Origin of the sequence: Pseudomonas lactucae (assembly GCF_016937615.1) — a bacterium.
Classification (GTDB): Bacteria; Pseudomonadota; Gammaproteobacteria; order Pseudomonadales; family Pseudomonadaceae; genus Aquipseudomonas; species Aquipseudomonas lactucae.
This window is the reverse complement of the sequence record NZ_JAFHKI010000111.1, coordinates 57,259-80,473: the sequence shown is the minus strand read 5'-3', so window position 1 is coordinate 80,473 and position 23,215 is coordinate 57,259. Positions and strand designations below refer to the sequence as shown.

Genomic DNA, 23,215 nt, shown 5'->3' with positions numbered 1-23,215 from the left:
GGCGCGACGGAGAAGCGGCGGGAGAGTGGGGCGGTTTGTAGGGGCATTGGGGGATCTGAGTCAGCGAGGCGAATGGGGCGTAGTTTATCAGGGATGGGTCTTGGGTGCCGGAGGTGTGCTCTGCGTCATTCAACCACTTCGAGCGGGGGTGCATTCCGGCTCCAGCGCCGGGCGCGCATGGCTGCTATTTGGTCATCAGTCGCGAATTTGCCTTGGTCGGCTTCTTCTACTGCCAACTCGATCTGAGCGTTCAGTGTTTTTTCGTGTTCGATGTAGCCACGAAGAACGTCCATCGCCAAGTAACTTACGGTTTGACCATTGATTTTAGCCAGGTCAGCGAGAGAGTTGGAAAGGTCTTCCGGCAGATTTAGGGATATACCCGTCATGGCAATCTCAATGGTGAGCGTCCGTTGGGCATCTTGCACCGTGGAGCGCTGGCTTGAATCAGCAGGCCGTCGCAAGTTGCGTCGTGAAATGATTAGTTCGTTTGTCCTCTTTTTAACCCTTTAAGAAATTTCCCACGGTTTTCTCGGCTTGCCCGCCAGACCTCACGCCACTAACCTCCTCAAGCAGCTGCAAACCCAGCGGCCGGAGGTGGAAGTCCGTATTGCTAAGGCGTTTTAACTCCCGAAAATATTTGGAGCTTCGCCCATGCCTAACAAAACACGTAATCCTAATGTTGATCACAACACCGCGCCCGTTGACGCCAAGCTTAATGCCGCCGCCCAGAACGCGATTCATCATTACCTGCCGCCATCTGACAACGACGCACTCGCGGAGCAACCCAGCAGCAATCTATTCCTCGTCAACCCCAACATAGACCCCGAAACCCTCCTGGCCAACGCCGCCGAAAACCTCGTATCCGCCAATGAAATGGCCGCCACCCTGGCTTTTAACCTCGACGACTCCCAACGCTCCATCGCATTGGGCATTCAGCAGTTAATCGAGTTGAGCTCATTACTCATCGACCGAGCCCAGGAGCAAGTCGCGCCCGCATCCGGCAACGCATGACACCCACCCCGCCGCCTCACCCCAAGGCGGCAACCTGAACCCATCCTGTCACCCAACAAAGTTTCATCATCCCTCGTGCCTTTGAGGTCTACGATCCTCTTCAAGAGAGGCCGTCCGCACCACCAGCCACAGGGAATTGAAAAATGATCTCCAACCTCGTCAAAGTCGTGATGATCACCGGCACATTACTGTTGAGCGCCTGTTCATCCTCACCCGCTGTAAACAGCGACCCATGCTTTTCAGGCGGATGCCAGGCATTCGGTGACCACAGCCCGAGCAAAGCCGCCAAGATGAATTTTGGCGGCAGTGGGTTGGGAAGTAGTTATGGGGAGTATGGCTCGGGGTTGTTGCACGACGATTGAGGTCAGTCAGCCTGTTACGACGGTGCCCTTATGAAAAATCTGGCGGCGGGCCCGGCGGCTGATATTTTCGTGCTTGCTGGTTGCGTACATGGCGTCGAAGCGCTGGCGATCAATGTTGCCGTAGTGGGCCAGTTGTTCCAGCACCATCCGGTCGTAATCCTGCTCGATCACGAAGCGGAAAATCTCTCGGCGGTAATAGAACCCAAATTGAAACGCCAGCACCTCGGGCAGGTAGTCGGTTGACGTGAGGAAGCAGTTTTCCAGGTCGATGGCCTTCGCAAGCATTGGCTGCTTCAGATTGATCATCACGTTGTTGGCCCAGAAGTCCATGTGCACGACGCCTTTGCTGTGCAAGCAGTGCAGCAGTTTGAAGGACGCGGCGATCAGGCGCTGGATGTCGCGTTCCTGTTTGAGCCATGCCAGGCCATTGAGGTAGCCCTCCAGCATCTCGGTAAAGATGAAGAATTCCTGGACCAGGCCAAGCGCCGACTTTCTATAGCCGAACCCATACAAGCTGGCGACCGGGGCGCCGCGTTTCTGGGCGCCGAGGGTGTTGAGGACTTCTTCGACGGGCCAGTCGAACGCACCGTCACGTTTGGCGCGTCCGAAGGTGACTCGCCATTTTGGTCTCAGGCTATCCAGCGGTTGGGACTTGGCGAACAGGCCGTTTTCCATGCCTTTGAGTGGTGCGCTGATGCGGTCTGTCAGCTGATGCCGCGTGTCGATGAGCTCCTGAATCGCCTGCTGAGCATTTTCATCAGTATTGTCAGTGGTAAAAATCGTGGCGTTGCGATGGTTAAGTGTGGCCGCAAACTCCTGAAGCACACTTCTGTCAGGAAAACTCAAAACACGTCCTTGTCATTTCGGAAATTATGACGGATATGTTACATGCTGCGTTTATTGGATCCAACCTGAACCTAACCTGTCTGAAGATAAAACAGTCTTCATTTCAGTGGTACAGGCCGTTCGTTTGTGCTTTGCGCCAGGATTAATGCCCACCCTGCATCCGCCGCGCGCATAGGTATAGGCCCAGGCCGATCAGCGCCGTAGCTGCGCCAATGTACCCGGTGCTGGTCCACCCCAGCCCTGCCGTAATCGCCATCCCGCCAAACCACGGCCCCAGCGCATTCGCCAGGTTGAACGCCGCATGGTTGGATGCCGCCGCCAAACTCGGGGCTTCGTGGGCAATGTCCATCAGGCGGATTTGCAGCGGTGCGGCCAACGACACCATGGTGCCGACCAGGCCCATGCTCAGCAGCACGCCCCACAATGAAGCCGCGGCGAAGGGGAAGAACAACAACACCGCAATCGACCACACCAATATCAAACCCACGGCACGAAACTGCATGCGATCAAACAGTTTGCCGCCAGCGATGTTGCCGATGATTCCGCCCACGCCAAACGCGGCGAGGCCGAAAGGGATCCATTGCGGTGACACTTTGGTCACTTCGAGCATGGTCGGTGCCAGGTAGCTGAACACGCAAAACATCCCGGCAAAGCCGATCGCGCCGATGGACAGGGCCATCCACACTTGGGGTTTGGTGAAGGCGCGCATTTCCTTGCGCGGGTCGCTGCGTTCTTCGTCGTGGCGGTGGGGCACGAATTGCCAGACCAGGGCGATGGTGCACAGGGCAATCACGCTGACCAGCCCGAATGCCGAGCGCCAGCCCAGGTGTTGGCCGAGGAAGGTGGCGATGGGGTTGCCGAGCAGCATGGCCAAGGTCAGGCCCATCATCACCCGGGCCACGGCGCCGGCGCGTTTGTCGGTGGGCACCATGCTGGAGGCAACCACGGCGGCGATGCCGAAGTAGGCGCCGTGGGGCAGGCCGCTGATAAAGCGGAACGCCACCAACGAGCCAAAGGTGGGTGTAAACGCCGTCGCCAGGTTGCCCAAGGCATACAGCCCCATCAACAGCAGCAGCATGTGTTTACGCAGCAGCTTGGCACCGAGGATGGCCAGCAGCGGGGCGCCGACCATCACGCCGAGGGCGTAGGCGCTGATGGCATGGCCGACCTGGGGTTCGCTTAAACCCAGGTTCTGGGCGATGTCTGGCATCAGGCCCATGATGGCGAATTCGCCAGTACCGATTGCGAAAGCGCCCACGGCCATGGCCGCTTCCATTTTGGCGGCACTGCGCGCGGGCAGCACGTGCCCGGGTGTTTGGTGGATAGACATGGAGAGCTCTGTTGGATGAGTGCACGAAAGACAGTCGTCGATGCTACGCACGCGACGGTAAAGGTGTCTAGAACCGCCTCAGGCATGAGAGTTCCGGGCGTGTGACGCCACGTCGCGCCCGGTGCTATTGACACCTGCGGGTTAAAAGCCGCGATTTAGAGCTGTCAATTGGCCAAACAGCGCATAACGGCCTTTTGCCGTGATATTCTGCGCGCCGTCCTGGTCTAGTCTTTCCCCGGTGCGTACACCCGTATACGTCCCGGCGATTGGCTGTCGTCCAGGTAGCTGAAGCCAATAATGATAAGAAGTCAGCGCAGAAGGGACATAACAGTGAGGTCGATACGTCGGCCTTGTGTGCCCACCCTGCGACCCTGAAGAGTCAGGGCGGTAGGGCGGATGGCGTTTTATCATAGGTGCTACTGATGTTTAAAAAAGTAAACACTGCCCTGCTGGGGCTGGCTTTGTCGATGGGGATCACGTCCGTTCACGCGGAAGAGGCAAAGAAAGTCGATGTGCTGCTGATCGGCGGCGGCATCATGAGTGCCACCCTGGGTGTCTGGCTCAACGAGCTGGAACCGGACTGGTCGATGGAAATGGTCGAGCGCCTCGACGGCGTGGCCGAAGAAAGCTCCAACGGCTGGAACAACGCCGGTACCGGTCACTCGGCCCTGGCTGAGCTGAACTACACACCGGAAGACAAGAACGGCAACGTTGAGATCCCCAAAGCGGTCGAGATCAACGAAGCGTTCCAGATCTCCCGTCAGTTCTGGTCCTGGCAGGTCCAGCAGGGCGTGCTGAAGAACCCGCGTTCGTTCATCAACTCCACACCGCACATGAGCTTTGTGTGGGGCGATGACAACATCAAGTTCCTCAAGAAGCGCTACGAAGCCCTGCAGGCCAGCCCGCTGTTCGCCGGCATGCAGTACTCCGAAGACCCGGCGCAGATCGCCAAGTGGGTTCCGCTGATGATGGAAGGGCGTGACCCGAACCAGAAAATCGCGGCCACCTGGAGCCCGCTGGGTACCGACATGAACTTCGGCGAGATCACCCGCCAGTTCGTTGCCCACCTGCAAACCACACCCAAGTTCGACCTGAAACTGTCGAGCGAAGTGCAGGACATCACCAAGAACGACGACGGTTCGTGGCGTGTCAGCTACAAAAACCTGAAAGACGGCACCAAGACTGAAACCGACGCCAAGTTCGTGTTCATCGGCGCCGGCGGCGGTGCCTTGCACCTGCTGCAAAAGTCGGGCATTCCTGAAGCCAAGGAATACGCGGGCTTCCCAGTGGGCGGTTCGTTCCTGGTGACCGATAACCCAACCGTGGCCGAGCAGCACCTGGCCAAGGCCTACGGTAAAGCGTCGGTCGGTTCGCCGCCGATGTCGGTTCCGCACCTGGACACCCGTGTGCTGGATGGCAAACGCGTGATCCTGTTTGGCCCATTCGCAACCTTCTCCACCAAGTTCCTCAAAGAAGGCTCGTACCTGGACCTGCTGACCAGCACGACCACCCACAACATCTGGCCAATGACCAAAGTCGGTATTCGTGAGTACCCACTGGTCGAGTACCTTGCTGGCCAGTTGATGCTGTCGGATGACGACCGTTTCAAGGCGTTGCAAGAGTACTTCCCGAACGCCAAGAAAGAAGACTGGCGTCTGTGGCAGGCCGGTCAGCGCGTGCAGATCATCAAGCGTGACGAAGAGCAGGGCGGCGTCCTGAAACTCGGTACCGAAGTGGTCAGCTCCGCCGACAACACCATCGCCGGCCTGTTGGGTGCATCGCCAGGCGCGTCGACCGCGGCTCCGATCATGCTGACCGTGCTGCAGAAAGTGTTCAAGGACAAGGTCGCGACCCCTGAGTGGCAGGCAAAACTGCACCAGATCGTACCGAGCTACGGCACCAAGCTGAACGACAGCCCTGAAGCGGTTGCCAAGGAATGGGCCTACACCGCTGGCGTACTGCAACTGATGCCACCGCCTGTAATCCCGCAAATGGCGGCTCCAAAAGCGACCGAGGCTGCCAAGCCCGCGGCGCAGCCGAGCAAGCCGGCGTCTGATCTGGCGCTGTAAAAAAGCTGAGCAAAAGCCCGCTGAACCGGTGACGGTCAGTGGGCTTTTTTGCGCGCCTCGTATTTATGCACGAGGGCGCGAGCGTTCCACGGCCGGCAGTTCAACCGTGCGCTCGGCGGCGGCCAGCGCGGCCTTCAAGCCGGCCTGGTCCAGCGGCACGCAATACGCAGGCTTGGCCCGCTCAAACCGCCAGCTGTCGTCCAGGCCACCTGCATCCACGGCATCAAAACCGAGTTCGTCGAGCAACCGGATCACTTGTGCCTTGGCGGCGGCGTCGTCCGCGGCCACCGGCAGGGCACGGCGGTCGGGAGCGCCGTGGGGGTGGGCATCCTGTGTCAGCTCGGGCGCGAAAATCGCGTTGAACACCTTCACGACGTGCGAGTGGGGGAGGTGGTCAGCCAGCAGTCGGCTGGTGGTGGTTTCAAAGCGATCCAGCGCCGGGATATGCCCATCGCGGTTGGGGTAGTAATTATTGGCGTCCATCACCGTCTTGCCTTCCAGCCATTGGGCCGGGACGCTGCGGTAATGCTCCAGGGGAATCGCTACGAGTACTACGTCGCCGAACTGGGCGGCGTCTTCGGCGCTGCCCACTTGCACGCCGAGTATGCCGCTCACTACGCTGCTCATGGTGTGTGGGCCGCGGGAGTTGCTCAACATCACCTCATGCCCGGCCGCCAGTGCCAGTTGAGCCACGGCGCGCCCGATAAAGCCTGCTCCAATAACGCCAATCTTCATGACTGTGCTCCTGCTGATGGGGGAGCCGTTATGATGATTGGCAACCAATGGGTGATAAATTGTCGTTTGGGTGTGGCTGTTGTTACTGGGAGTAGTGAATGATGGATCGTTTATCAAGCATGAATGCCTTCGTGACGGCGGCTGAGCTGGGCTCCTACGCGCGTGCCGCTGAGCGCCTGGGCATGTCGCCGCAGATGGTGGCCAAACATGTCGCCGCGCTGGAGTCGCGCCTGGGCGCACGCTTGCTCAACCGCACCACACGCAGGCAAAGCCTGACGGAGCTGGGGAGCGCGTACTACGAACGCTGCAAACATATCCTCACAGAAGCCGAGGCTGCCGACTCGCTGGCGCAGATCATGAATGACATGCCACGCGGCAAGTTGAAAATCACCGCGCCGGTGACCTTCGGCTCCCACAGCCTGATGCCGCTGATTACCGGGTTCCTGCGTGACCATCCGGATGTGGAAATCGACCTGCACCTGACGGATCGGTTTGTCGACCTGGTGGAGGAGGGGTACGAAGCGGCGTTCCGTATCGGGCCGCTAGCAACCACCGGTCTCACGGCCAGGCCGCTGGCGCCTTACCGTCTGGTGGTCTGTGCTGCGCCGGCCTACCTGGCGGCACGCGGTACACCGCGGGTGCCGGCGGACCTCGAGCACCATGAATGCCTGGGGTACGCCTTCTGGTCGCGTCCGGCCGATCGCGAGTGGGTGTTTTTCCAGGGTACGACGCCGTACAAGGTGCAGGTTGCCAGCCGTTTGCAGATCAATGAAAGCCGGGCCCTGATGTCGGCCGCGCTGGATGGTTTCGGTATTGTCCTTGGCCCGGAGGATTTTCTGCGCGGGGCATTGTCCAGGGGCGAGTTGGTGCGGGTACTGCCGGACTTCGATGCGCCGAGCCGGTCGATGCATTTGGTCTACACCGCCAACCGGCAGCGTACGGCGAAGTTGCGACGGTTTGTCGAGGCGGTGGTTCAGCGCTTCGGTCCCGGGTGAGCGCTCAAATGTGGAAGCTCTGTTTAACCTGGTCATACAGATGCAGCGCCAGCGCGTTACTGCTGTCGCACAGCAAGTACAGATGATGCACCGGCAACGGTGGCAACTTGATGTCGGCTATCACTTGGCTCAGTCCTTCGCCCATGCGGCTTTCCTCTATCACGCCCACTGCCACGCCGCTGCGTATACAGGCTTCGACAGCCGAAGAGTTGGGGCTTTCCAGCAGCACGCGATGGTAAATCCCGTGATCCTTTAATACCTGTAATGCCGCTGCACGATACGGACAACCGGCTATGGGTACCGTCACGGGTAGTGCTGCGTTCGGCGCGTAGATGAAGTGCTCGGCCGCCACCCACAGCGGCTGTACGGCCCCCAGTCGTTCGCCCTGTGCCAACGGCTGTGCACTGACGGTGATCGTCAGGTCCAACTGGTTCGCCATGAACAGATTCAGCAATTCACCGCTGGTGCGCGCTTCGACTTCCAGTTCCAGTAAAGGGTTGTCAGCGATCAATTGAGGCACGCATGCCTGGATGAACGCAGGGGCGTATGTATCGGGTATTCCCAGGCGGATCTTGCCCTGCATCCGCTGAGGCATCAGCGAAATCAGCAGGCGATCATGGCTCTTGAGAAACTCGGTGGTTTCGCCCAGCAGTTTCTTGCCGTACAGCGTCAACTCCACGCCCTGATTGTTGCGGATGAATAGACATTGGCCGATCTGTTTTTCCAGCTTCTGAATTTGCGTAGTCACGGCGGAAGCGCTGCGGTGCACATGCTCGGCCGCTTCGTTGAAGCGTCCAAATCGTGCCACGGCATGGAAAGTGCGCAATAGATCAATGTTCAATTGTCGGGTCATGATTTTGCTTTTATGGATTAGTACTACAGGTTATTCAAATATACACAATCATGCGTGGCCTTTAGCCTTTGCGTCATACAAAGGTCGGAGGTTGCATGAAGCGATCAACCCTGAGGCTGTGGGTATTACAAGGCGCGTTTGTTCTGTCGTGGAGTTCCGGCTACATCGGCGCCAAGCTCGGCACCCAAAGAGGCGGTGCGTTCAACCTGCTGTTCTGGCGCTTTCTGCTGGTATCGGTGTGTCTGGGCATGTTTTTGAATGTCAGGTTGTTCAACGTTTCATGGGGGCAGATTCGTCATCATGCGATTGTCGGTTTCCTATCCCAGTTCCTCTACCTGAGTTGCCTCTACGTAGCCATCCAAAATGGTTTGCCTCCTGGCATTGCAGCGATCATTGCGGCGTTACAGCCATTGATGACCGCTGCCTTATCGACGGGCAACGTGGGGGAGCGCAGCGGAGGCTGGCAGTGGCTGGGGTTGATGATCGGTTTTGGCGGGGTATCGATTGTTATCTTCGGGCAGTACAACAGCGGTGGGCAACGTGTTGGCCTGGTCATGTACCTGCTGCCATTGGTATCGGCATTGGGTCTCACGTTGGCAACCTTGTATGAGCGTCGCTCGGTGCACACCCAGAGCGGTGGCTTGGTTTTGCCGTTGTTCATTCAGTCGCTGCTGACCTTGATCGGCTTCACCGCTGCCGTGTTGTACACCGATACGCTGAGCGTTCCGCATGAACCTGACGTGCTGATCTCGATTGTATGGTTGACGTTGTTTTCCACCTTTGTCGCTTACCTGAGCCTATGGATGCTGCTGCGGGTCATGACCGCGACGCATGTGGCGGCGCTGGTCTACCTGGAGCCACCCGTGACGTTAGTGTGGGCGGCACTGATGTTTGGCGATGTGATTCATGCTTCGACCTACGCCGGTATCGCCGTGGTGGTCGCGGGGCTGGTGCTGGTGCGGTTCAAGCGACCGACCGTCGCTTGCACTTCTTGATGCCCTCGGGTTCAGCAATCTGACAGACACTGCCTGTTAAAAAAGTACCCAGGCCAAGCAGGAGCGCGGCTGATACACAGGGGGATTTTTTACTGGTGCAAGTGTTGGGCGTCAGCGCCCGAGGGTTTTGTATGTTGCTACGTTATGCGGCATTGGCGGCGGTCGTCGTCGCGGCATCCGGGTGTGTGCAAGAACGCGTTGTGCATGAGCGTCGGCCGGTACAGCGTGAATATGTCGAGGTGGTTGCGCCGCAACCGCCCCCGGTGCAGGTGATTGAAGTCGAGCCACCTGTGCGCGAAGGTTACATATGGTCACGTGGTTACTGGCGCTGGGAAGGCGGGCGCTATGTTGCGGTGCATGGCCATTGGGAGCCGGTACGCGAAGGTTATCGCTATGTGCATCCGCACTGGGTGCAGCGCAATGACGGGTATCACTGGCAGGTAGGGGGTTGGATTCGCTGAGCCTCGTATCAAGAAAACCTGCCCGTTGCCGCAACGCCGCGGCTCAGGTTATTCGCTTCATGCCTGCTGCCTTGGCGGCGTTGAGGTCGAAGGTCGCGGTGTATTCGCAGCCGGCTGCGTGGGCGCAGCGTTCTATCAGGCAATCAGCGAAATCGGCGCCGTTGGCCGCGAATCGCCGCAGCGCCTGCCAGATGACTTCGGCATGTTCGACGGTCAATTCTCGCGTGCGCAAGAGCGTTTCCAGCACGGTGACTACATCGCTCTTCGTCGATTGGTAACAGCTTTGTAAAACCCAGACCAGTTCCACCACGGACACCAGGCTGACAAAGCCTGGCGAAAGGGTGGTGAGGGATTCGATCAGGGCGGATGCCTTGGATGATTGAACCGGATCATCCTGGGTGACATAGCGCACCAGCACGTTGGTATCCAGCCCGATCATCCAGCCTTCGCTCCCCGCGCAGCGATGGCGCGGTTCATATCGTCAATGGACACTGCCTCGGCAGGCTTGCGGATCAAACCCTTGAGGTCTTGAACAGTCTTGCTCGCTGCGATGATGGAAAATCTGCCCTCTTCCATTTCGACGAATTCGACGCGGTCGCCTGTTTCCAGGCCCAGTGCGCTCCTGACTTGGACGGGGATGGTGATTTGCCCTTTTGAGGTGAGTGTGGCGGTCGCCATAGTAAGTATCTCCAGCATGAGGCTCCTTACCTTAGGGTAAGGAATGATGGAGGACAAGATCCGTTGGTCCATGGGGTGCTCGCAGGTGTGGGTGAGTCGGCATCTTCAAACCGTAGACCGAACACTGCTTACCCGCACCCTTGCCCAGGCGCCAAAGCGATACAAACTATGACCGACCGCCAGCCTCTGCTGGCGGCGGCGCGACTGCAGCGCTAGCTCACTGCACTACGCGGTAGCACGGCACATACGCTGCGCCGCCCGGTAACTTCATGCGGTGCTGGGCGACGAATGCCTGTAGCAGCTCATCCAGCGGTTTCATGATGGTCGGGTCGCCGTGGATCTCGTACGGACCGTTCTGTTCGATCAGGCGAATACCCTTGTCCTTGACGTTCCCCGCCACGATGCCCGAGAAGGCGCGACGCAGGTTCGCTGCGAGCTCGTGGGGTGCCAGGGCATGGCTCAGTTGCAGGCTGGCCATGTTCTCGTGCGTCGGGTCGAACGGACGCTGGAAGCCTTCATCGATCTTCAGCAGCCAGTTGAAATGGAACGCGTCGTTGCGCTCGCGGCGGAACTGTTTCACCGCCTTGAGGCCGACAGTCATCTGGCGCGCCACTTCGGCCGGGTCGTCGATGATGATCTGGTAGTGCGCCTGCGCCGCTTCGCCAAGGGTGGCACCGACGAACGCGTGCAGTTGCTGCAGGTACGGCGCGGCCTGTTTCGGCCCGGTGAGGATGACCGGGAACGGCACGTCGCGGTTGTCCGGGTGCATCAGGATGCCCAGCAGGTACAGAAACTCCTCGGCGGTACCGGCGCCGCCCGGGAAGATGATGATGCCATGGCCGACCCGCACGAAGGCTTCCAGGCGCTTCTCGATGTCCGGCAGGATCACCAGCTCATTGACGATCGGGTTGGGTGCTTCGGCGGCGATGATGCCCGGCTCGGTCAGGCCCAGGTAGCGCCCGCCGTGATGCGCTGCTTGGCGTGGGAAATGGTCGCGCCCTTCATCGGACCTTTCATCACACCGGGACCGCAACCGGTGCACACGTCGAGGCTGCGCAGGCCCAGTTCGTGGCCGACCTTCTTGGTGTATTTGTATTCTTCGGTATTGATCGAATGCCCGCCCCAGCACACCACGATCTTCGGTTCGACGCCCGGGCGCAGCGTGCGGGCGTTGCGCAGCAGGTGGAACACGTAGTCGGTGATGCCCTGGGAATTGCTCAGGTCGATGCGCTGGCTGTCCAGCTCGTTCTCGGTGTAGACGATGTCGCGCAGGGCGCTGAACAACATCTCACGGGTGCTGGCGATCATTTCACCGTCGACGAACGCGTCGGCGGGAGCGTTCAACAGTTCCAGGCGCACGCCTCGGTCCTGCTGGTGGATGCGTACTTCAAAGTCTTTGTAGGCGTCGAGGATGGTCTTGGCGTTATCGATGTGCGCGCCGGTGTTGAGGATTGCCAGGGCGCACTGACGGAACAGGGTGTAGATGCTGCCGGTGCCGGCTTCGCTCAGTTGCTGGACTTCACGTTGGGACAGGGTTTCGAGGCTGCCCTTGGGGCTGACGGAGGCGTTGATGACTTGACGTTGGGGCATTCTGATTCCTTGAAAGCGCAGCCACCGCGCCCTGTGAGGCGCGATGGCTTGAGATGGTGGGCGCGGATTGAAGCGCACGAGCCGAATATTTACCTCAGGTGCAAGGCCGAGCGCAAATACCGTCCAACACCATCATGCCGCAGAACTTACTGAATCAGCTTCCAGTTTTTGTAGAAAACCCGACGCAGGGTAAAGACCATTCCGGCAAACCCCGCGATCACGGCATTCAGCACCCGCGGTAGCCGGGTAGGCCGCACGATATCGATAAACAGGCAGTAGCGTTTGGCGTCGTTCTTGTTGAAGGACGCATGCATCAGCGTGTCATCAAAGATAAACAGTGGGTCGTCGTGCCAATAGTGTTTGTGCTTGCCCACCTGGATATACACGCCCTCGTGATGGGGCGCCGGCGCCATGTTGTAGAGCACACGGAACATCATGCGCAGGGGGCCGAAGTGAAACGAGGTGGAGCGGTTTTCGTTGAACACCGACACGCCGATGGTCTTCACGAACGGCAGTTTTTTGCGCAGCTCAGGAATATCCAGCGTGGTTTCAATCGGGCGCCGTACCACTGGAAAAACAACATGCCGCGCTTCTTCTCGGCCATGCGCGTATCCAGGTAACCGATGATTTCATCTTTATGGGCCATCGCATCGTCGAGCACCTGTTGCAGGTCTTCACGCCAGGCGGGCGGCAGGTCGCTCATCGTATAAACATGGCGATTGCGCGAACTCAGCAGGTCGAACAGCGTGTTGAACGGTGCCAGCAACCAGGTGTTGCGGCCACTGCCGATAAAGTATTTCTTGAACGTGGGTGTGTCATACAGGCCGTTACGCAGGAAGTCATAAATACCGCAGATCAGCACCAGGCAGAGGAATACCAGCGTGGTTTCGGGGAATACATCAATGAACAGCAGGACGCCGAGTACCCAGGCGATCGATACCGCTTTTTTACGCAAGGCCAGCGTGTTCATGCAACTTCGCTCCAGCAGGACGCCATTCGACAGGTCCGTATCCGTGGCCGCGAGTGGTGGGGTTTTGAAACATGTTGAAATAATTGCGTCATGATAAGCCGTTCTGCGTTGCAATGGCGTTTTTAAATAGGGCGAAATTGTGAAGGCTTTTCACACTTTTCAAGCCTTGCCAGCCGTGTGTGGATTGGATTTTGTAAACAGAAGATTTGCGACTATCGTGACGCTTCGGTTTTTCGGACGTCATAGACCGGTACGATTGAAGTTGAACGGCCACCACTGGCCTTCGGCACCTTGGAAGAGGCAGAGATTTTATGATCATCAAACCGCGGGTTCGTGGCTTTATCTGTGTGACCGCTCACCCTGTTGGCTGTGAAGCGAACGTCAAGGAACAGATTGACTACGTGACTCAACACGGAATCATCGCAGGCGGCCCTAAAAAGGTGCTGGTCCTCGGCGCTTCCACCGGCTACGGCCTGGCCGCGCGCATCAGTGCTGCGTTTGGCTGCGGCGCCGACACCCTGGGCGTGTTTTTTGAGAAAGAAGGCGAAGAAGGCAAGCTCAGCTCCGCCGGCTGGTACAACAGCGCCGCGTTCGAGAAGTTCGCTGTTGAAAAAGGCCTGTACGCCAAGAGCATCAACGGCGACGCGTTCTCTGATGAGATCAAGCGCCTGACCATCGAGACCATCAAGAAAGACCTGGGCAAGATCGACCTGGTGGTCTACAGCCTGGCCGCGCCACGCCGTACCGATCCGCAAGGCGTGGTGCACACTTCCACCCTCAAGCCGATCGGCAAGGCCGTAACCCTGCGCGGTATCAACACCGACAAGGGCGTTGTGGTCGACACCACCCTTGAGCCCGCAACCCAGGAAGAAATCGACGGCACCGTGAAAGTCATGGGCGGCGAAGACTGGCAACTGTGGATCGACGCCCTGCGTGACGCCGACGTCCTGGCCGAAGGCGCCAAGACCACCGCGTTCACCTACCTCGGTGAGAAGCTGACCCAGGACATCTACTGGAACGGCTCCATCGGCGAAGCCAAGAAAGACCTGGACAAGAAAGTCCTGACCCTGCGCGACAACCTCGCCGCGCTCAAGGGCGACGCCCGCGTGTCGGTGCTCAAGGCTGTGGTCACCCAGGCCAGTTCGGCGATCCCGATCATGCCGTTGTACCTGTCGCTGCTGTTTCGGGTGATGAAAGAGCAGGGCACCCATGAAGGCTGCATCGAGCAAGTCTACGGGCTGTTCAAGGACAGCCTGTATGGCAGCGAGCCGAAACTCGACGCCGATGGCCGTCTGCGTGCCGACTTGGCCGAACTGGAACCGAAAGTCCAGGACGCCGTGGCAGCCCTGTGGAACCAGGTCACCGACGAGAACGTCAACGAGATCAGCGATTTTGCCGGCTACAAGGCAGAGTTCCTGCGTTTGTTCGGCTTTGAAGTCGACGGCGTGGACTACGACGCGGATGTGAACCCGACCGTCAAGATCAACGGTTTAGTTCAAGCCTGAAACGCGGTTAAAAAGTGTCGGAGGGGGCAAGCCCCTCCCTCATTGGGTTTATGTACGTTTCAGAGGTTTCTTACGCTTCAGCGCGCATCTCCCCCCTCCAGTTCTGCCAGACTCCTCCTGCTATCAAGCCACGCTTAACGGAGGATCTGATGACGATTCGTGCAGTAGTTTTTGATTTCGGCGGTGTCCTGTTCGACTGGAACCCGCACCATCTGTACCGCAAGCTGATCGCCGACGAACGTGAACGGCAGTGGTTTCTCGACACCATCTGTACCCAGGCCTGGAACACCGAGCAGGATGCCGGGCGCGCGCTCGCCGAAGCGACACGCGTGCTGACCGACCAATACCCGCACCATGAAACCTTGATCAAGGCTTATTACGAGCGTTGGCACGAAATGCTGCGCGGCCCGTTGCCGGAAGGTGTGGCAATCCTGCGAGCATTGCATGCCGCCAACATGCCGCTGTTCGGGCTCACCAACTGGTCGGCCGAAACCTTTCCCTATGCGCGGGCCAACTACCCATTCCTGCAGTGTTTTCGCGACATCGTCGTATCCGGCGAATTGAAACTGATCAAGCCCGATCCGGCGATCTATCACGCCAGCCTCGACCAGGTGCGCGCTCATTTGCCGGATATCCAGCCCGGTGAAGTCGTGTTTATCGATGATGTCGCGGGCAATATCGACGCCGCCATCACCCTGGGCTGGCAAGGTATTCACCACGTATCGGCCGAGCAGACCGCTGCGCGATTGCGTGAGCTGGGTGTGGGCTTTTAGCGCGCCCACTTCTCCATGACGAAATCGACAAAGGCCCGCAGCTTGGGCAGGCGGTAACGGTCCTGGCCGTATAGGAGATGCATGGGACGGCTGGGCAGTTGATAGGTGCTCAGCAACGCGACCAGCTTGCCGCTCTGCAGGTCAGGCTGCACCAAGGCATCGGGCAGCATGACGATGCCCATGCCTTGCACCGCCACCTGGCGCAGGGCCTGGGAGCTGTTGATGGTCAGTGAGCCGGACACCGGGATTTCCACTTCGCCTGTTGCGCCGGTCATGCGCCACAGTTTGTCGGCATCGCGCCAGTCATCGGTGGAAGGGTAGGCGAATGCCAGGCAGTCGTGCTGTTGCAGGTCTTCGGGCGTTTGCGGCGTGCCGTGCCGGGCCAGGTACTCCGGCGAGGCGCACAGGGTGATGGTGTAGTCCTGCATCGGTCGGGCAATCAAGCTTGACGGCTCCAACTCACCCAGGCGGATCGCCGCGTCAAAGCCGCTATCGACCAGGTCCACGCGTTCGTTACCGAGGACCACATACAACTTGATCAGCGGATAGCGTCGGGAAAACTCACTCAAGGCCGGCGCCAGGCGTTCGGTGCCAAATGCCGGTGGGGCGGTGATACGCAGGGTGCCCTTGGGCACGTCGCTGTGGGCCTGTTCGGCCAATTGCTCGGAGTCCGCCACCAGGCCCAGCACCTCCAGGCAGCGCTGATAATACTGGCCGCCAAACTCCGTCAGGCTTTGTTTGCGCGTGGTGCGCTTGAGCAGGCTGACGCCCAGGCGCTGCTCCAGGGCGCGCAGGTGGTTGCCGACCATCGTGGTCGACATGCCGCAGGCATAGGCAGCCGCGGTCATGCTGCCGGTCTCTACCACTTTTACGTACACCGACATCGCCTGGAATAAGTCCATTATCAAGCCCTGGTTTAAAGTCATTGCAGTAAAGCGCAGTTTATCCAGCTGAGGTGGTTAACGATACTTCAATCATCCCTCAACGATGCACTGGAGCCCGCCGTCATGACCGCCGCCTGCCTGATGACCACCTACCAACCCTTGGCCTTGAGCTTCACCCGTGGCCTGGGTACGCGCCTGTGGGATCAGCAGGGCCGCGAATACCTGGACGCGGTGGCGGGGGTGGCGGTGACTAATGTCGGGCATTCCCACCCGAAACTGGTGACGGCCATCAGCGAACAGGCTGGGCTTTTGCTGCACACGTCCAACCTCTACAGCATCGACTGGCAGCAACGGCTGGCCCAGCGTCTTGCGCAACTGTCTGGCCTGGACCGCGCCTTTTTCAATAACTCCGGCGCCGAAGCCAACGAGACAGCGCTGAAACTGGCGCGGCTGCACGGCTGGAAAAAAGGCATCGAAGAACCGTTGGTGGTGGTGATGGAAAACGCCTTTCATGGGCGCACCCTCGGCACCATGGCGGCCAGCGATGGGCCGTCGGTGCGCCTGGGGTTTCAGCGGTTGCCGGGGGATTTTCTCAAGGTCAGGTTTGGCGATCTGGCGGCGCTTGAAGCCATCACCCAGTCGTATGGCGCGCGCATCGCTGCGGTGTTGCTGGAGCCGATCCAGGGCGAAAGCGGCGTATTACCTGCCCCAGCGGGTTACCTGCAAGCCCTGCGCGATCACTGCACGTGCCACGGCTGGTTGATGATGCTCGATGAAATCCAGACCGGCATCGGCCGCACCGGCGCCTGGTTCGCCTTCCAGCACGAAGGCATCGTGCCGGACGTGATGACCCTGGCCAAAGGCCTCGGCAACGGCGTGCCCATCGGCGCCTGTCTGGCCCGGGCCGCTGTCGCCCAGTTGTTCACCCCGGGCAGTCACGGCAGTACCTTCGGCGGCAATCCGCTGGCCTGTCGGGTGGGCTGCACCGTGCTGGAGATCATCGAAGAGCAAGGCCTGCTGCACAACGCCGCGCTACAAGGCGAGCGCCTGCTGGCGCGCTTGCGGATGGAGTTGGATGAGCACCCACAGGTGCTGGCGATTCGGGGGCAGGGCTTGATGATCGGTATCGAACTGGCGAGCCCTTATCGCGATCTGGCCCAGCGTGCGGCCCAGGAGCATGGGCTGTTGATCAACGTGACGCGCGGCAAGGTCATTCGCCTGCTGCCGCCCTTGACCCTGGAGGCCAAGGAGGTGGAGATGATCGTGCGGGCCATCACTCGCCTGCTGAACTGACAGGAAAGTCCACGGGCCCATTCAACCATTCCTGGTTCATCGTCTCGGTGTCCCCCAGATACTCCAGCAACCACGCCATGGCCGGAGACAGCTTGTCCTGGGCCCAGGCCACGCACGAGGGGCTGGCGGGGAAGGGCCGGGTCAATTGCAGCGCCACCAGCTCGCCGCGTTCGATCCACGGCAGTACCTGATGCGCCGGCGCCATGCCGACACACAGGCCATCGCGCAGGCAGTCAAGGGCTGACGCCCAGTTCGGCACCACCAGGCGACGCTGGTTATCCAGGGTCCAGGTGTCGCGCTTGGGCAGGTTGCGCGAGGTGTCGGTCATGCACAGCGAAGCAAACGGACGCAACTGGTCGTCATTGAGCAGACCTTCGACCGTTGCCAATGGATGCTTCGCACTGACCACACACAGCCAGTTCAGCAGCCCCATATCCCGAAAGGTGAAGCGGCTGGCGACCGGCACTGCGCTGGTGGCGCCGATCACAATATCGGTGCGCTCGTCGGCCAGGGCGTCCCATACGCCGTTGTACACCTCGTATTCGAGCAGCAATTCCACCTCGGGAAACTGTCGATAGAAGTCCAGCACCAACTGTCGGCAGCGCTGGGGTTTGACGATGGAGTCCACCGCCACCTTCAACTGGCCGCTCCAGCCGTTGGCCACCTGCTGGCACAAGCGCCGCGTGCCGAGCATTTTTTTCATCACGCCACGAGCTTCGTCGATAAACAGGCGACCGGCGGGCGTCAGTTCGACGTCGCGATGGCGCCGCACAAACAACGGCACCGCCAGCCATTCTTCAATCTGGCGTACCGTATAACTGATGGCCGACGGCACGCGGTGCAATTCCTGGGCGGCGGCGCTGAAACTGCCATGGCGCGCCACCGCATCGACTACATCCAAGGAATATTCAGACCACATGGGGGGATGCCTTCAAAATTTTTGATGAAAGTGTCCAATTATTATCACTTCACACAAAATATGTCAGCTTCATAATGAACGCCAGTCAGCAAATAGTTTGATGGCAGAGTCCACAAAGGCTTCAATGAAAAATTCTTTTGGTTTCACTGGGTACCTGGCGGGGCTGAGCATGCTCGGTTATCTGGCCATGGACATGTACTTGCCGGCGTTCGGCGCCATGGGCGAGCAGTTGCAGATCGGCGCTGGCGCGGTGGGCGCCAGCTTGAGCATCTTCCTCGCCGGCTTTGCGCTGGGGCAGTTGTTGTGGGGGCCGTTGTCCGACCGACTGGGGCGCAAACCGATTCTGCTCGCGGGTCTGAGTCTGTTCGTGCTGGGCTGCGCCGGAATGTTCTGGGTCGAGACGGCGCCGCAGTTGCTGGCCTTGCGCTTTATGCAGGCGATTGGTGTGTGCTCCGCTGCCGTGAGCTGGCAAGCACTGGTGATCGATCGTTACCCGGCCGACAAGGCGCACCGGGTATTCGCCAGCATCATGCCACTGATGTCGCTGTCACCGGCCCTGGCACCGCTGTTGGGGGCGATGGTGTTGAATCACTTGGGCTGGCAGGCGATTTTCGGGGTGTTGCTGGGGGTCTCGTTGCTGTTGCTGTTGCCGACTTTACTCCTGCGCCATGTGCCGAAAAACGTGACGCAAACGCCGTCGCGCCTCGGTTATGCGCAGTTGCTCAAGTCTCGGGTGTTCACCGGCAACGTGATGATCTTCGCTGCCTGCTCCGCCAGTTTCTTCGCCTGGCTGACTGCTTCGCCGTTCATCCTTGGCGACATGGGCTACAGCCCGAATGACATTGGCTTGAGCTATGTACCGCCGACCCTGGCGTTTCTGGTGGGGGGCTACAGCTGTCGCAGCGCCTTGCAGCGTTTCCAGGGCAAGACATTGCTGCCTTGGTTGCTGGTGGCTTACTGCATCAGCATGGTGCTGCTGTATCTGGTCGCCACCTTGAGCGTGCCGACCCTCACCACCTTACTGATTCCGTTCTGCCTGATGGCGCTGGTCAACGGCGCCAGTTACCCGATCGTGGTAGCGAATGCGCTGATGCCCTTTTCGGAAAATTCCGGCAAGGCCGCAGCACTGCAAAACACCCTGCAGTTGGGGCTGTGCTTTCTCAGCAGCCTGCTGGTGTCATCGATGATCGAGCAACCGCTGTTGATTACGGTGATTGTAATGCTGGCGACTGCGCCACTTGCTGTGTTGGGGTACTGGTTGGCGCGGCCGAAAAACCGTCCTTGTGAACCGGCCAACGCCTGAGCTGACAATGCGCTCAAAAATGTGGGAGGGGGCTTGCTCCCGGTTTTGGCTCATCACGGCCAGGTTGTTTTTGTAACGCCGATGGAGGGTATCTTGTTCGACATATTGTATACAACTCTATGGACATCCAGTCCAAAGATTGCATACAGTGGCCGCACAACAAAAACAGGGACCCCCTCACCATGACTATTCCGAAGGCGTCACAGCGGCCAGAAGATGAGAATCTCGGCGTCGCCGCCAACCTGGCTTACGGCCTGCAGCATGTGCTCACCATGTACGGCGGCATCGTCGCCGTCCCCTTGATCGTCGGTCAGGCCGCCGGGCTGTCTCCGGCGGATATCGGCCTGTTGATCGCGGCGTCGCTGTTTGCCGGTGGCCTGGCAACTCTGTTGCAAACCCTTGGCCTGCCGTTCTTTGGCTGCCAGTTGCCGCTGGTGCAGGGTGTGTCGTTTGCCGGTGTGGCAACCATGGTGGCGATTGTTGGCAGCGACGGTGCAGGCGGGGTGCCGGCGATTCTCGGGGCGGTGACGGCAGCGTCGTTTATCGGGTTGCTGATCACACCGGTGTTCTCAAGGATCACCCAGTTTTTCCCACCGTTGGTGACCGGTATCGTGATCACGACCATTGGCCTGACCCTGATGCCGGTTGCGCGCGCTGGGCCATGGGCGGCAACAGCCGCGCGGCGGATTTTGGCAGCATGGCCAATATTGGCCTGGCCGCATTGACCCTGTTGCTGGTGTTGCTGCTGAGCAAGATCGGCAGCGCGACGATTTCGCGCTTGTCGATCCTGCTGGCGATGGTGATCGGCACGTTGATTGCGGTGTTCCTCGGCATGGCGGACTTCTCGGGCGTGGCCCAAGGGCCGATGTTCGGTTTCCCCACGCCTTTTCATTTCGGCATGCGACCTTTCACATCGCTGCGATCATTTCCATGTGCATTGTGGTGATGGTGACCCTGGTGGAAACCTCCGCCGACATCCTGGCCGTGGGCGAAATCATCGATACCAAGGTTGACTCCAAACGCCTGGGCAATGGCTTGCGCGCCGACATGCTGTCGAGCATGTTCGCGCCGATCTTCGGCTCGTTCACCCAGAGCGCGTTCGCCCAGAACGTCGGCCTGGTGGCGGTGACCGGGGTGAAGAGTCGCTTCGTGGTCGCCACCGGTGGGCTGTTCCTGGTGATTCTCGGCCTGCTGCCGTTCATGGGCCGAGTGATTGCGGCGGTGCCGACCTCGGTGCTGGGCGGTGCCGGGATCGTGCTGTTCGGCACGGTGGCGGCCAGTGGTATTCGGACCTTGTCCAAGGTCGATTACCGCAACAACATGAACCTGATCATCGTCGCCACTTCCATCGGTTTTGGCATGATCCCCATCGCCGCGCCGAGTTTCTACGATCACTTCCCCAATTGGTTCGCGACTATTTTCCACTCGGGCATCAGCTCGTCGGCGATCATGGCGATCCTGCTGAACCTGGCGTTCAACCATTTCACGGCGGGCAACTCGGACCAGCAGTCGGTATTTGTCGCGGGGACCGAACGCAGCCTGTGCTTCCACGAAGTGGCGGCGCTGCGTGATGGGGATTACTTCAGGGGCGGCAAGTTATTCGATGCCGGGGGGAAGGAGATTCCTTTAGTCGCAGATGTGCCGACGAGGACGGCAAAGGCTGAAACCAGCGAGGTCTAAATGTGTGAGGGGGGCAAGCCCCCCACATGCACTCAACCAGCCTTGAGTTCCGGGTGCATCACCGAACACGCCTCATCCAGAAACTTCACCACAGTGCCCATGCATGCCTGGCGCTCTTCCACGTGGGGCATGTGGCTGGAGTCTTCAAACAGCGCCCAGCGCACATCGGCGATCTCATCCAGGAACGGCTTGACCACCAGCGGCGTGGCCTCGTCATGCCGGCCCGAGATGACCAGGGTCGGTACCTTGATTGCCGACAGGCGGCCGATGGACGTCCAATCCTTCAAACTGCCGATGACATGAAACTCAGTCGGACCGCTCATGGCGTGGTACACCGTGGGGTCCGAATCGACCTGAGCGAAGGTGCGCGCCACTTCCTCCGGCCACGGGTTGACGCGGCATACATGCTGGTCATAGAACACCCGCGAGGCGGCGAGGTATTCCGGGGCCTGGTAGGTGCCGGCGGCTTCATGCTTGAGCAGGGTTTCATGCACACCTTCAGGCAACAATTTGCGCAGGCGGTTGGCTTCGCTGACCCAGGTGCGCATGCAGGTCGGTGAGTTGGCCGGGATAAATGCGCGCAGCCCCTTGGGTTGCAAAATGGCGTGTTCACTGCCGAGCATGCCGCCCCAGGACTGGCCGAGGATCGCGTAGTTATCGCTGATCCGCAGATGGTCCAGCAGGTTGTTCAGCTCGGCCAGGAACAGCTCGACGGTCCAGAACGATGGGGCTTTATCAGGCAAGTGCGTCGAGCGCCCATTCCCCAGTTGGTCGTAGTGAATGACCGCATGCCCACTGGCCGCGACATCCTTGAAGGCGTCGACATAATCGTGGGTGCAACCGGGGCCGCCGTGGATGATCACCAGCGGTGTACGGCCGCTGGCCAGGTCGCCGGTGACGCGGTACCAGGTCTGGTAGTCGCCAAATGCCGCATACCCTTCGCGGATTTTTTCGATGAAGTCCATTTCGTACCCTGCTCTTAAAAAAAGGATCAGAGCCACGATAGTCTGCACGGGGCATTTAAGTAACTAGCAAAACAGCTAGGTTTTGCCGGCGAATCAGTCTTCGAGCAAGCGGTAGTGTGTGGCGCGAACCACCGCCTGTACGCGGTTCTTGGCCCCCAGTTTGTGCATCGCCGAGGCCAGGTGCAGGCTGACCACCGCCAGTGAGCGGCTCAACTGCGTGGCAATTTGCGCAGCGGTGAGGCCCTCGGCGGCCCATTTGAGGCATTCGCGCTCGCGCTTGGTCAGGTGGATGTAGGGATAGGTGCGCAATTCTCTGCTGAACAACGGGTAGGCCGCTTCCTGCAAGGCGTGGGAAATCACGCTGAACTCCGACAGCGTCTGCTGCGCATCCTGCAACACGCTGCTGGCCTTGCCGGTGCGCAGGCCGGTCAGCGATGCAAAACCGCCACGGGGCAGGTGGATCGGCACGCTGACACCGCAGGTCAGTTGCTGGTCATGCAGGTAGGAAGATACGGGGGCGTGGCACGGATCGATGATTTTCTGCAGCGGCGTATCCGTCTTGGCCTCGTAAGACCACACGAATGGCGACACCGTGCTCAGGGCCAGATGCTGCACCGGATCGATCTGGTAGAACCCTTTGCCGCACCATAATGCATGCCAGTCGGGCGGGGTATTGCGCAGTTCCAGCACCGATGGGGTGATCAATGTACCGTCCTGGTCAGTCGGCACCGGGGTGTAGTCGTATACCAAGGCATCGAAGCCCAGCTGTTGGGCGAGCAGGAAGGTGTTGTCCATCTGCTCGTCCAGGCTCCTGCCCGGCATCAGACGAGTATTGAAGGCAGTTAGCTTGGCCAGCATCCGTTCTGCTCCCGAAGTCATTTGAATCTCCACGTGCTGCAAGTAGAATGCCACGCCCCGGCGAAGGACTGCCAGGCCAAACCTATAAGAACTGCTAGGTTATGGACGCGCGGCATCCTCGGTAGTGTTGGCCTGTAAAC

General features: G+C 59.6%; 21 protein-coding genes and 3 pseudogenes. 11 read left to right on the top strand and 13 right to left on the bottom strand.

Features of this window, described 5'->3' with window-relative positions; translation table 11 throughout:
- Positions 1–125 precede the first annotated feature (125 nt).
- A complete protein-coding gene (locus JWR98_RS20405; protein WP_205491059.1) occupies positions 126–386 on the bottom strand; it encodes a CopG family ribbon-helix-helix protein in 261 nt (86 codons plus the stop codon).
- 265 nt (positions 387–651) lie between these two features.
- On the opposite strand from JWR98_RS20405, the gene JWR98_RS20400 reads away from it, so the two are divergent.
- Positions 652–1,011, top strand: coding sequence for a DUF6124 family protein (locus tag JWR98_RS20400; RefSeq protein ID WP_078732155.1), 360 nt, complete (start codon positions 652–654; stop codon positions 1,009–1,011).
- Between the two features lie 143 nt (positions 1,012–1,154).
- Entirely contained in the window at positions 1,155–1,373 is a 219-nt protein-coding gene (locus JWR98_RS20395; RefSeq protein WP_003172610.1) for a hypothetical protein, read from the top strand.
- A 6-nt stretch (positions 1,374–1,379) separates the two neighbouring features.
- Here JWR98_RS20395 and JWR98_RS20390 read toward each other — a convergent pair whose 3' ends face one another.
- Together JWR98_RS20390 and JWR98_RS20385 are read right to left on the bottom strand one after the other, a co-directional pair.
- Entirely contained in the window at positions 1,380–2,219 is an 840-nt protein-coding gene (locus JWR98_RS20390) for a lipopolysaccharide kinase InaA family protein (protein ID WP_205491055.1), read from the bottom strand.
- A 142-nt stretch (positions 2,220–2,361) separates the two neighbouring features.
- Positions 2,362–3,549, bottom strand: coding sequence for an MFS transporter (locus tag JWR98_RS20385; protein WP_003172612.1), 1,188 nt, complete (start codon positions 3,547–3,549; stop codon positions 2,362–2,364).
- A 422-nt stretch (positions 3,550–3,971) separates the two neighbouring features.
- Here JWR98_RS20385 and mqo point away from each other — a divergent pair, with 422 nt between their 5' ends.
- Positions 3,972–5,618 (top strand): malate dehydrogenase (quinone), encoded by a 1,647-nt coding sequence (gene mqo, locus JWR98_RS20380; protein ID WP_078732158.1) that lies wholly within the window; start codon positions 3,972–3,974, stop codon positions 5,616–5,618.
- A 63-nt stretch (positions 5,619–5,681) separates the two neighbouring features.
- Here mqo and JWR98_RS20375 read toward each other — a convergent pair whose 3' ends face one another.
- Entirely contained in the window at positions 5,682–6,371 is a 690-nt protein-coding gene (locus JWR98_RS20375) for an NADPH-dependent F420 reductase (RefSeq protein ID WP_256858166.1), read from the bottom strand.
- Between the two features lie 80 nt (positions 6,372–6,451).
- Here JWR98_RS20375 and JWR98_RS20370 point away from each other — a divergent pair, with 80 nt between their 5' ends.
- Positions 6,452–7,348 (top strand): LysR family transcriptional regulator, encoded by an 897-nt coding sequence (locus JWR98_RS20370; protein WP_078732160.1) that lies wholly within the window; start codon positions 6,452–6,454, stop codon positions 7,346–7,348.
- A gap of 4 nt (positions 7,349–7,352) precedes the next feature.
- On the opposite strand, the gene JWR98_RS20365 is transcribed toward JWR98_RS20370, so the two are convergent.
- Positions 7,353–8,201, bottom strand: coding sequence for a LysR family transcriptional regulator (locus tag JWR98_RS20365; RefSeq protein ID WP_078732161.1), 849 nt, complete (start codon positions 8,199–8,201; stop codon positions 7,353–7,355).
- Positions 8,202–8,296: 95 nt separating this feature from the next.
- Between JWR98_RS20365 and JWR98_RS20360 the strand changes: the two genes are divergently transcribed.
- Together JWR98_RS20360 and JWR98_RS20355 are read left to right on the top strand one after the other, a co-directional pair.
- Positions 8,297–9,196, top strand: a complete 900-nt coding sequence (locus JWR98_RS20360) for a DMT family transporter (RefSeq protein WP_205491053.1) — start codon at positions 8,297–8,299, stop codon at positions 9,194–9,196.
- A gap of 131 nt (positions 9,197–9,327) precedes the next feature.
- Complete coding sequence (locus JWR98_RS20355) at positions 9,328–9,657, top strand: YXWGXW repeat-containing protein (protein WP_078732163.1); 330 nt, start codon at positions 9,328–9,330, stop codon at positions 9,655–9,657.
- A 43-nt stretch (positions 9,658–9,700) separates the two neighbouring features.
- On the opposite strand, the gene JWR98_RS20350 is transcribed toward JWR98_RS20355, so the two are convergent.
- The 4 genes and pseudogenes from JWR98_RS20350 to JWR98_RS20335 form a co-directional block, all read right to left on the bottom strand.
- Complete coding sequence (locus JWR98_RS20350; protein ID WP_078732164.1) at positions 9,701–10,096, bottom strand: PIN domain-containing protein; 396 nt, start codon at positions 10,094–10,096, stop codon at positions 9,701–9,703.
- Positions 10,093–10,350, bottom strand: a complete 258-nt coding sequence (locus tag JWR98_RS20345; RefSeq protein WP_225908800.1) for an AbrB/MazE/SpoVT family DNA-binding domain-containing protein — start codon at positions 10,348–10,350, stop codon at positions 10,093–10,095. Before JWR98_RS20345 ends, JWR98_RS20350 begins: the two co-directional genes overlap by 4 nt.
- Before the next feature lie 202 nt (positions 10,351–10,552).
- A pseudogene (ppnN, locus tag JWR98_RS20340) lies at positions 10,553–11,925 on the bottom strand (nucleotide 5'-monophosphate nucleosidase PpnN).
- Positions 11,926–12,071: 146 nt separating this feature from the next.
- Positions 12,072–12,895, bottom strand: a pseudogene (locus JWR98_RS20335) (aspartyl/asparaginyl beta-hydroxylase domain-containing protein).
- 311 nt (positions 12,896–13,206) lie between these two features.
- Between JWR98_RS20335 and fabV the strand changes: the two are divergent.
- Positions 13,207–14,400 carry an enoyl-ACP reductase FabV gene (fabV, locus tag JWR98_RS20330; RefSeq protein ID WP_078732165.1) on the top strand — a complete coding sequence of 398 codons (1,194 nt, stop codon included), beginning with the start codon at positions 13,207–13,209 and terminating at the stop codon, positions 14,398–14,400.
- A gap of 149 nt (positions 14,401–14,549) precedes the next feature.
- Complete coding sequence (locus JWR98_RS20325; RefSeq protein ID WP_205491047.1) at positions 14,550–15,173, top strand: HAD family hydrolase; 624 nt, start codon at positions 14,550–14,552, stop codon at positions 15,171–15,173.
- Here JWR98_RS20325 and JWR98_RS20320 read toward each other — a convergent pair.
- Positions 15,170–16,075 (bottom strand): LysR family transcriptional regulator, encoded by a 906-nt coding sequence (locus JWR98_RS20320; RefSeq protein ID WP_205491046.1) that lies wholly within the window; start codon positions 16,073–16,075, stop codon positions 15,170–15,172. The two genes, JWR98_RS20325 and JWR98_RS20320, sit on opposite strands and share 4 nt — an antisense overlap.
- Positions 16,076–16,180: 105 nt before the next feature.
- Between JWR98_RS20320 and JWR98_RS20315 the strand changes: the two genes are divergently transcribed.
- Positions 16,181–17,350: an aspartate aminotransferase family protein gene (locus tag JWR98_RS20315; protein WP_205491045.1), complete on the top strand. Its 1,170-nt coding sequence runs from the start codon at positions 16,181–16,183 to the stop codon at positions 17,348–17,350.
- Here the strand turns inward: JWR98_RS20315 and punR are convergent.
- Positions 17,331–18,269 (bottom strand): DNA-binding transcriptional activator PunR, encoded by a 939-nt coding sequence (punR, locus tag JWR98_RS20310; protein WP_078823708.1) that lies wholly within the window; start codon positions 18,267–18,269, stop codon positions 17,331–17,333. The genes JWR98_RS20315 and punR overlap by 20 nt on opposite strands.
- A gap of 124 nt (positions 18,270–18,393) precedes the next feature.
- On the opposite strand from punR, the gene punC reads away from it, so the two are divergent.
- Complete coding sequence (punC, locus tag JWR98_RS20305) at positions 18,394–19,572, top strand: purine nucleoside transporter PunC (protein WP_205491044.1); 1,179 nt, start codon at positions 18,394–18,396, stop codon at positions 19,570–19,572.
- 182 nt (positions 19,573–19,754) lie between these two features.
- Positions 19,755–21,252: pseudogene (locus JWR98_RS20300) on the top strand (nucleobase:cation symporter-2 family protein).
- Between the two features lie 32 nt (positions 21,253–21,284).
- Here the strand turns inward: JWR98_RS20300 and JWR98_RS20295 are convergent.
- Both JWR98_RS20295 and JWR98_RS20290 read right to left on the bottom strand, forming a co-directional pair.
- Positions 21,285–22,217, bottom strand: a complete 933-nt coding sequence (locus tag JWR98_RS20295) for a proline iminopeptidase-family hydrolase (RefSeq protein ID WP_003172634.1) — start codon at positions 22,215–22,217, stop codon at positions 21,285–21,287.
- A 93-nt stretch (positions 22,218–22,310) separates the two neighbouring features.
- On the bottom strand, positions 22,311–23,075 hold the full coding sequence (locus JWR98_RS20290; RefSeq protein WP_078732171.1) for a LuxR family transcriptional regulator: 765 nt from the start codon (positions 23,073–23,075) through the stop codon (positions 22,311–22,313).
- Positions 23,076–23,215: the final 140 nt, after the last annotated feature.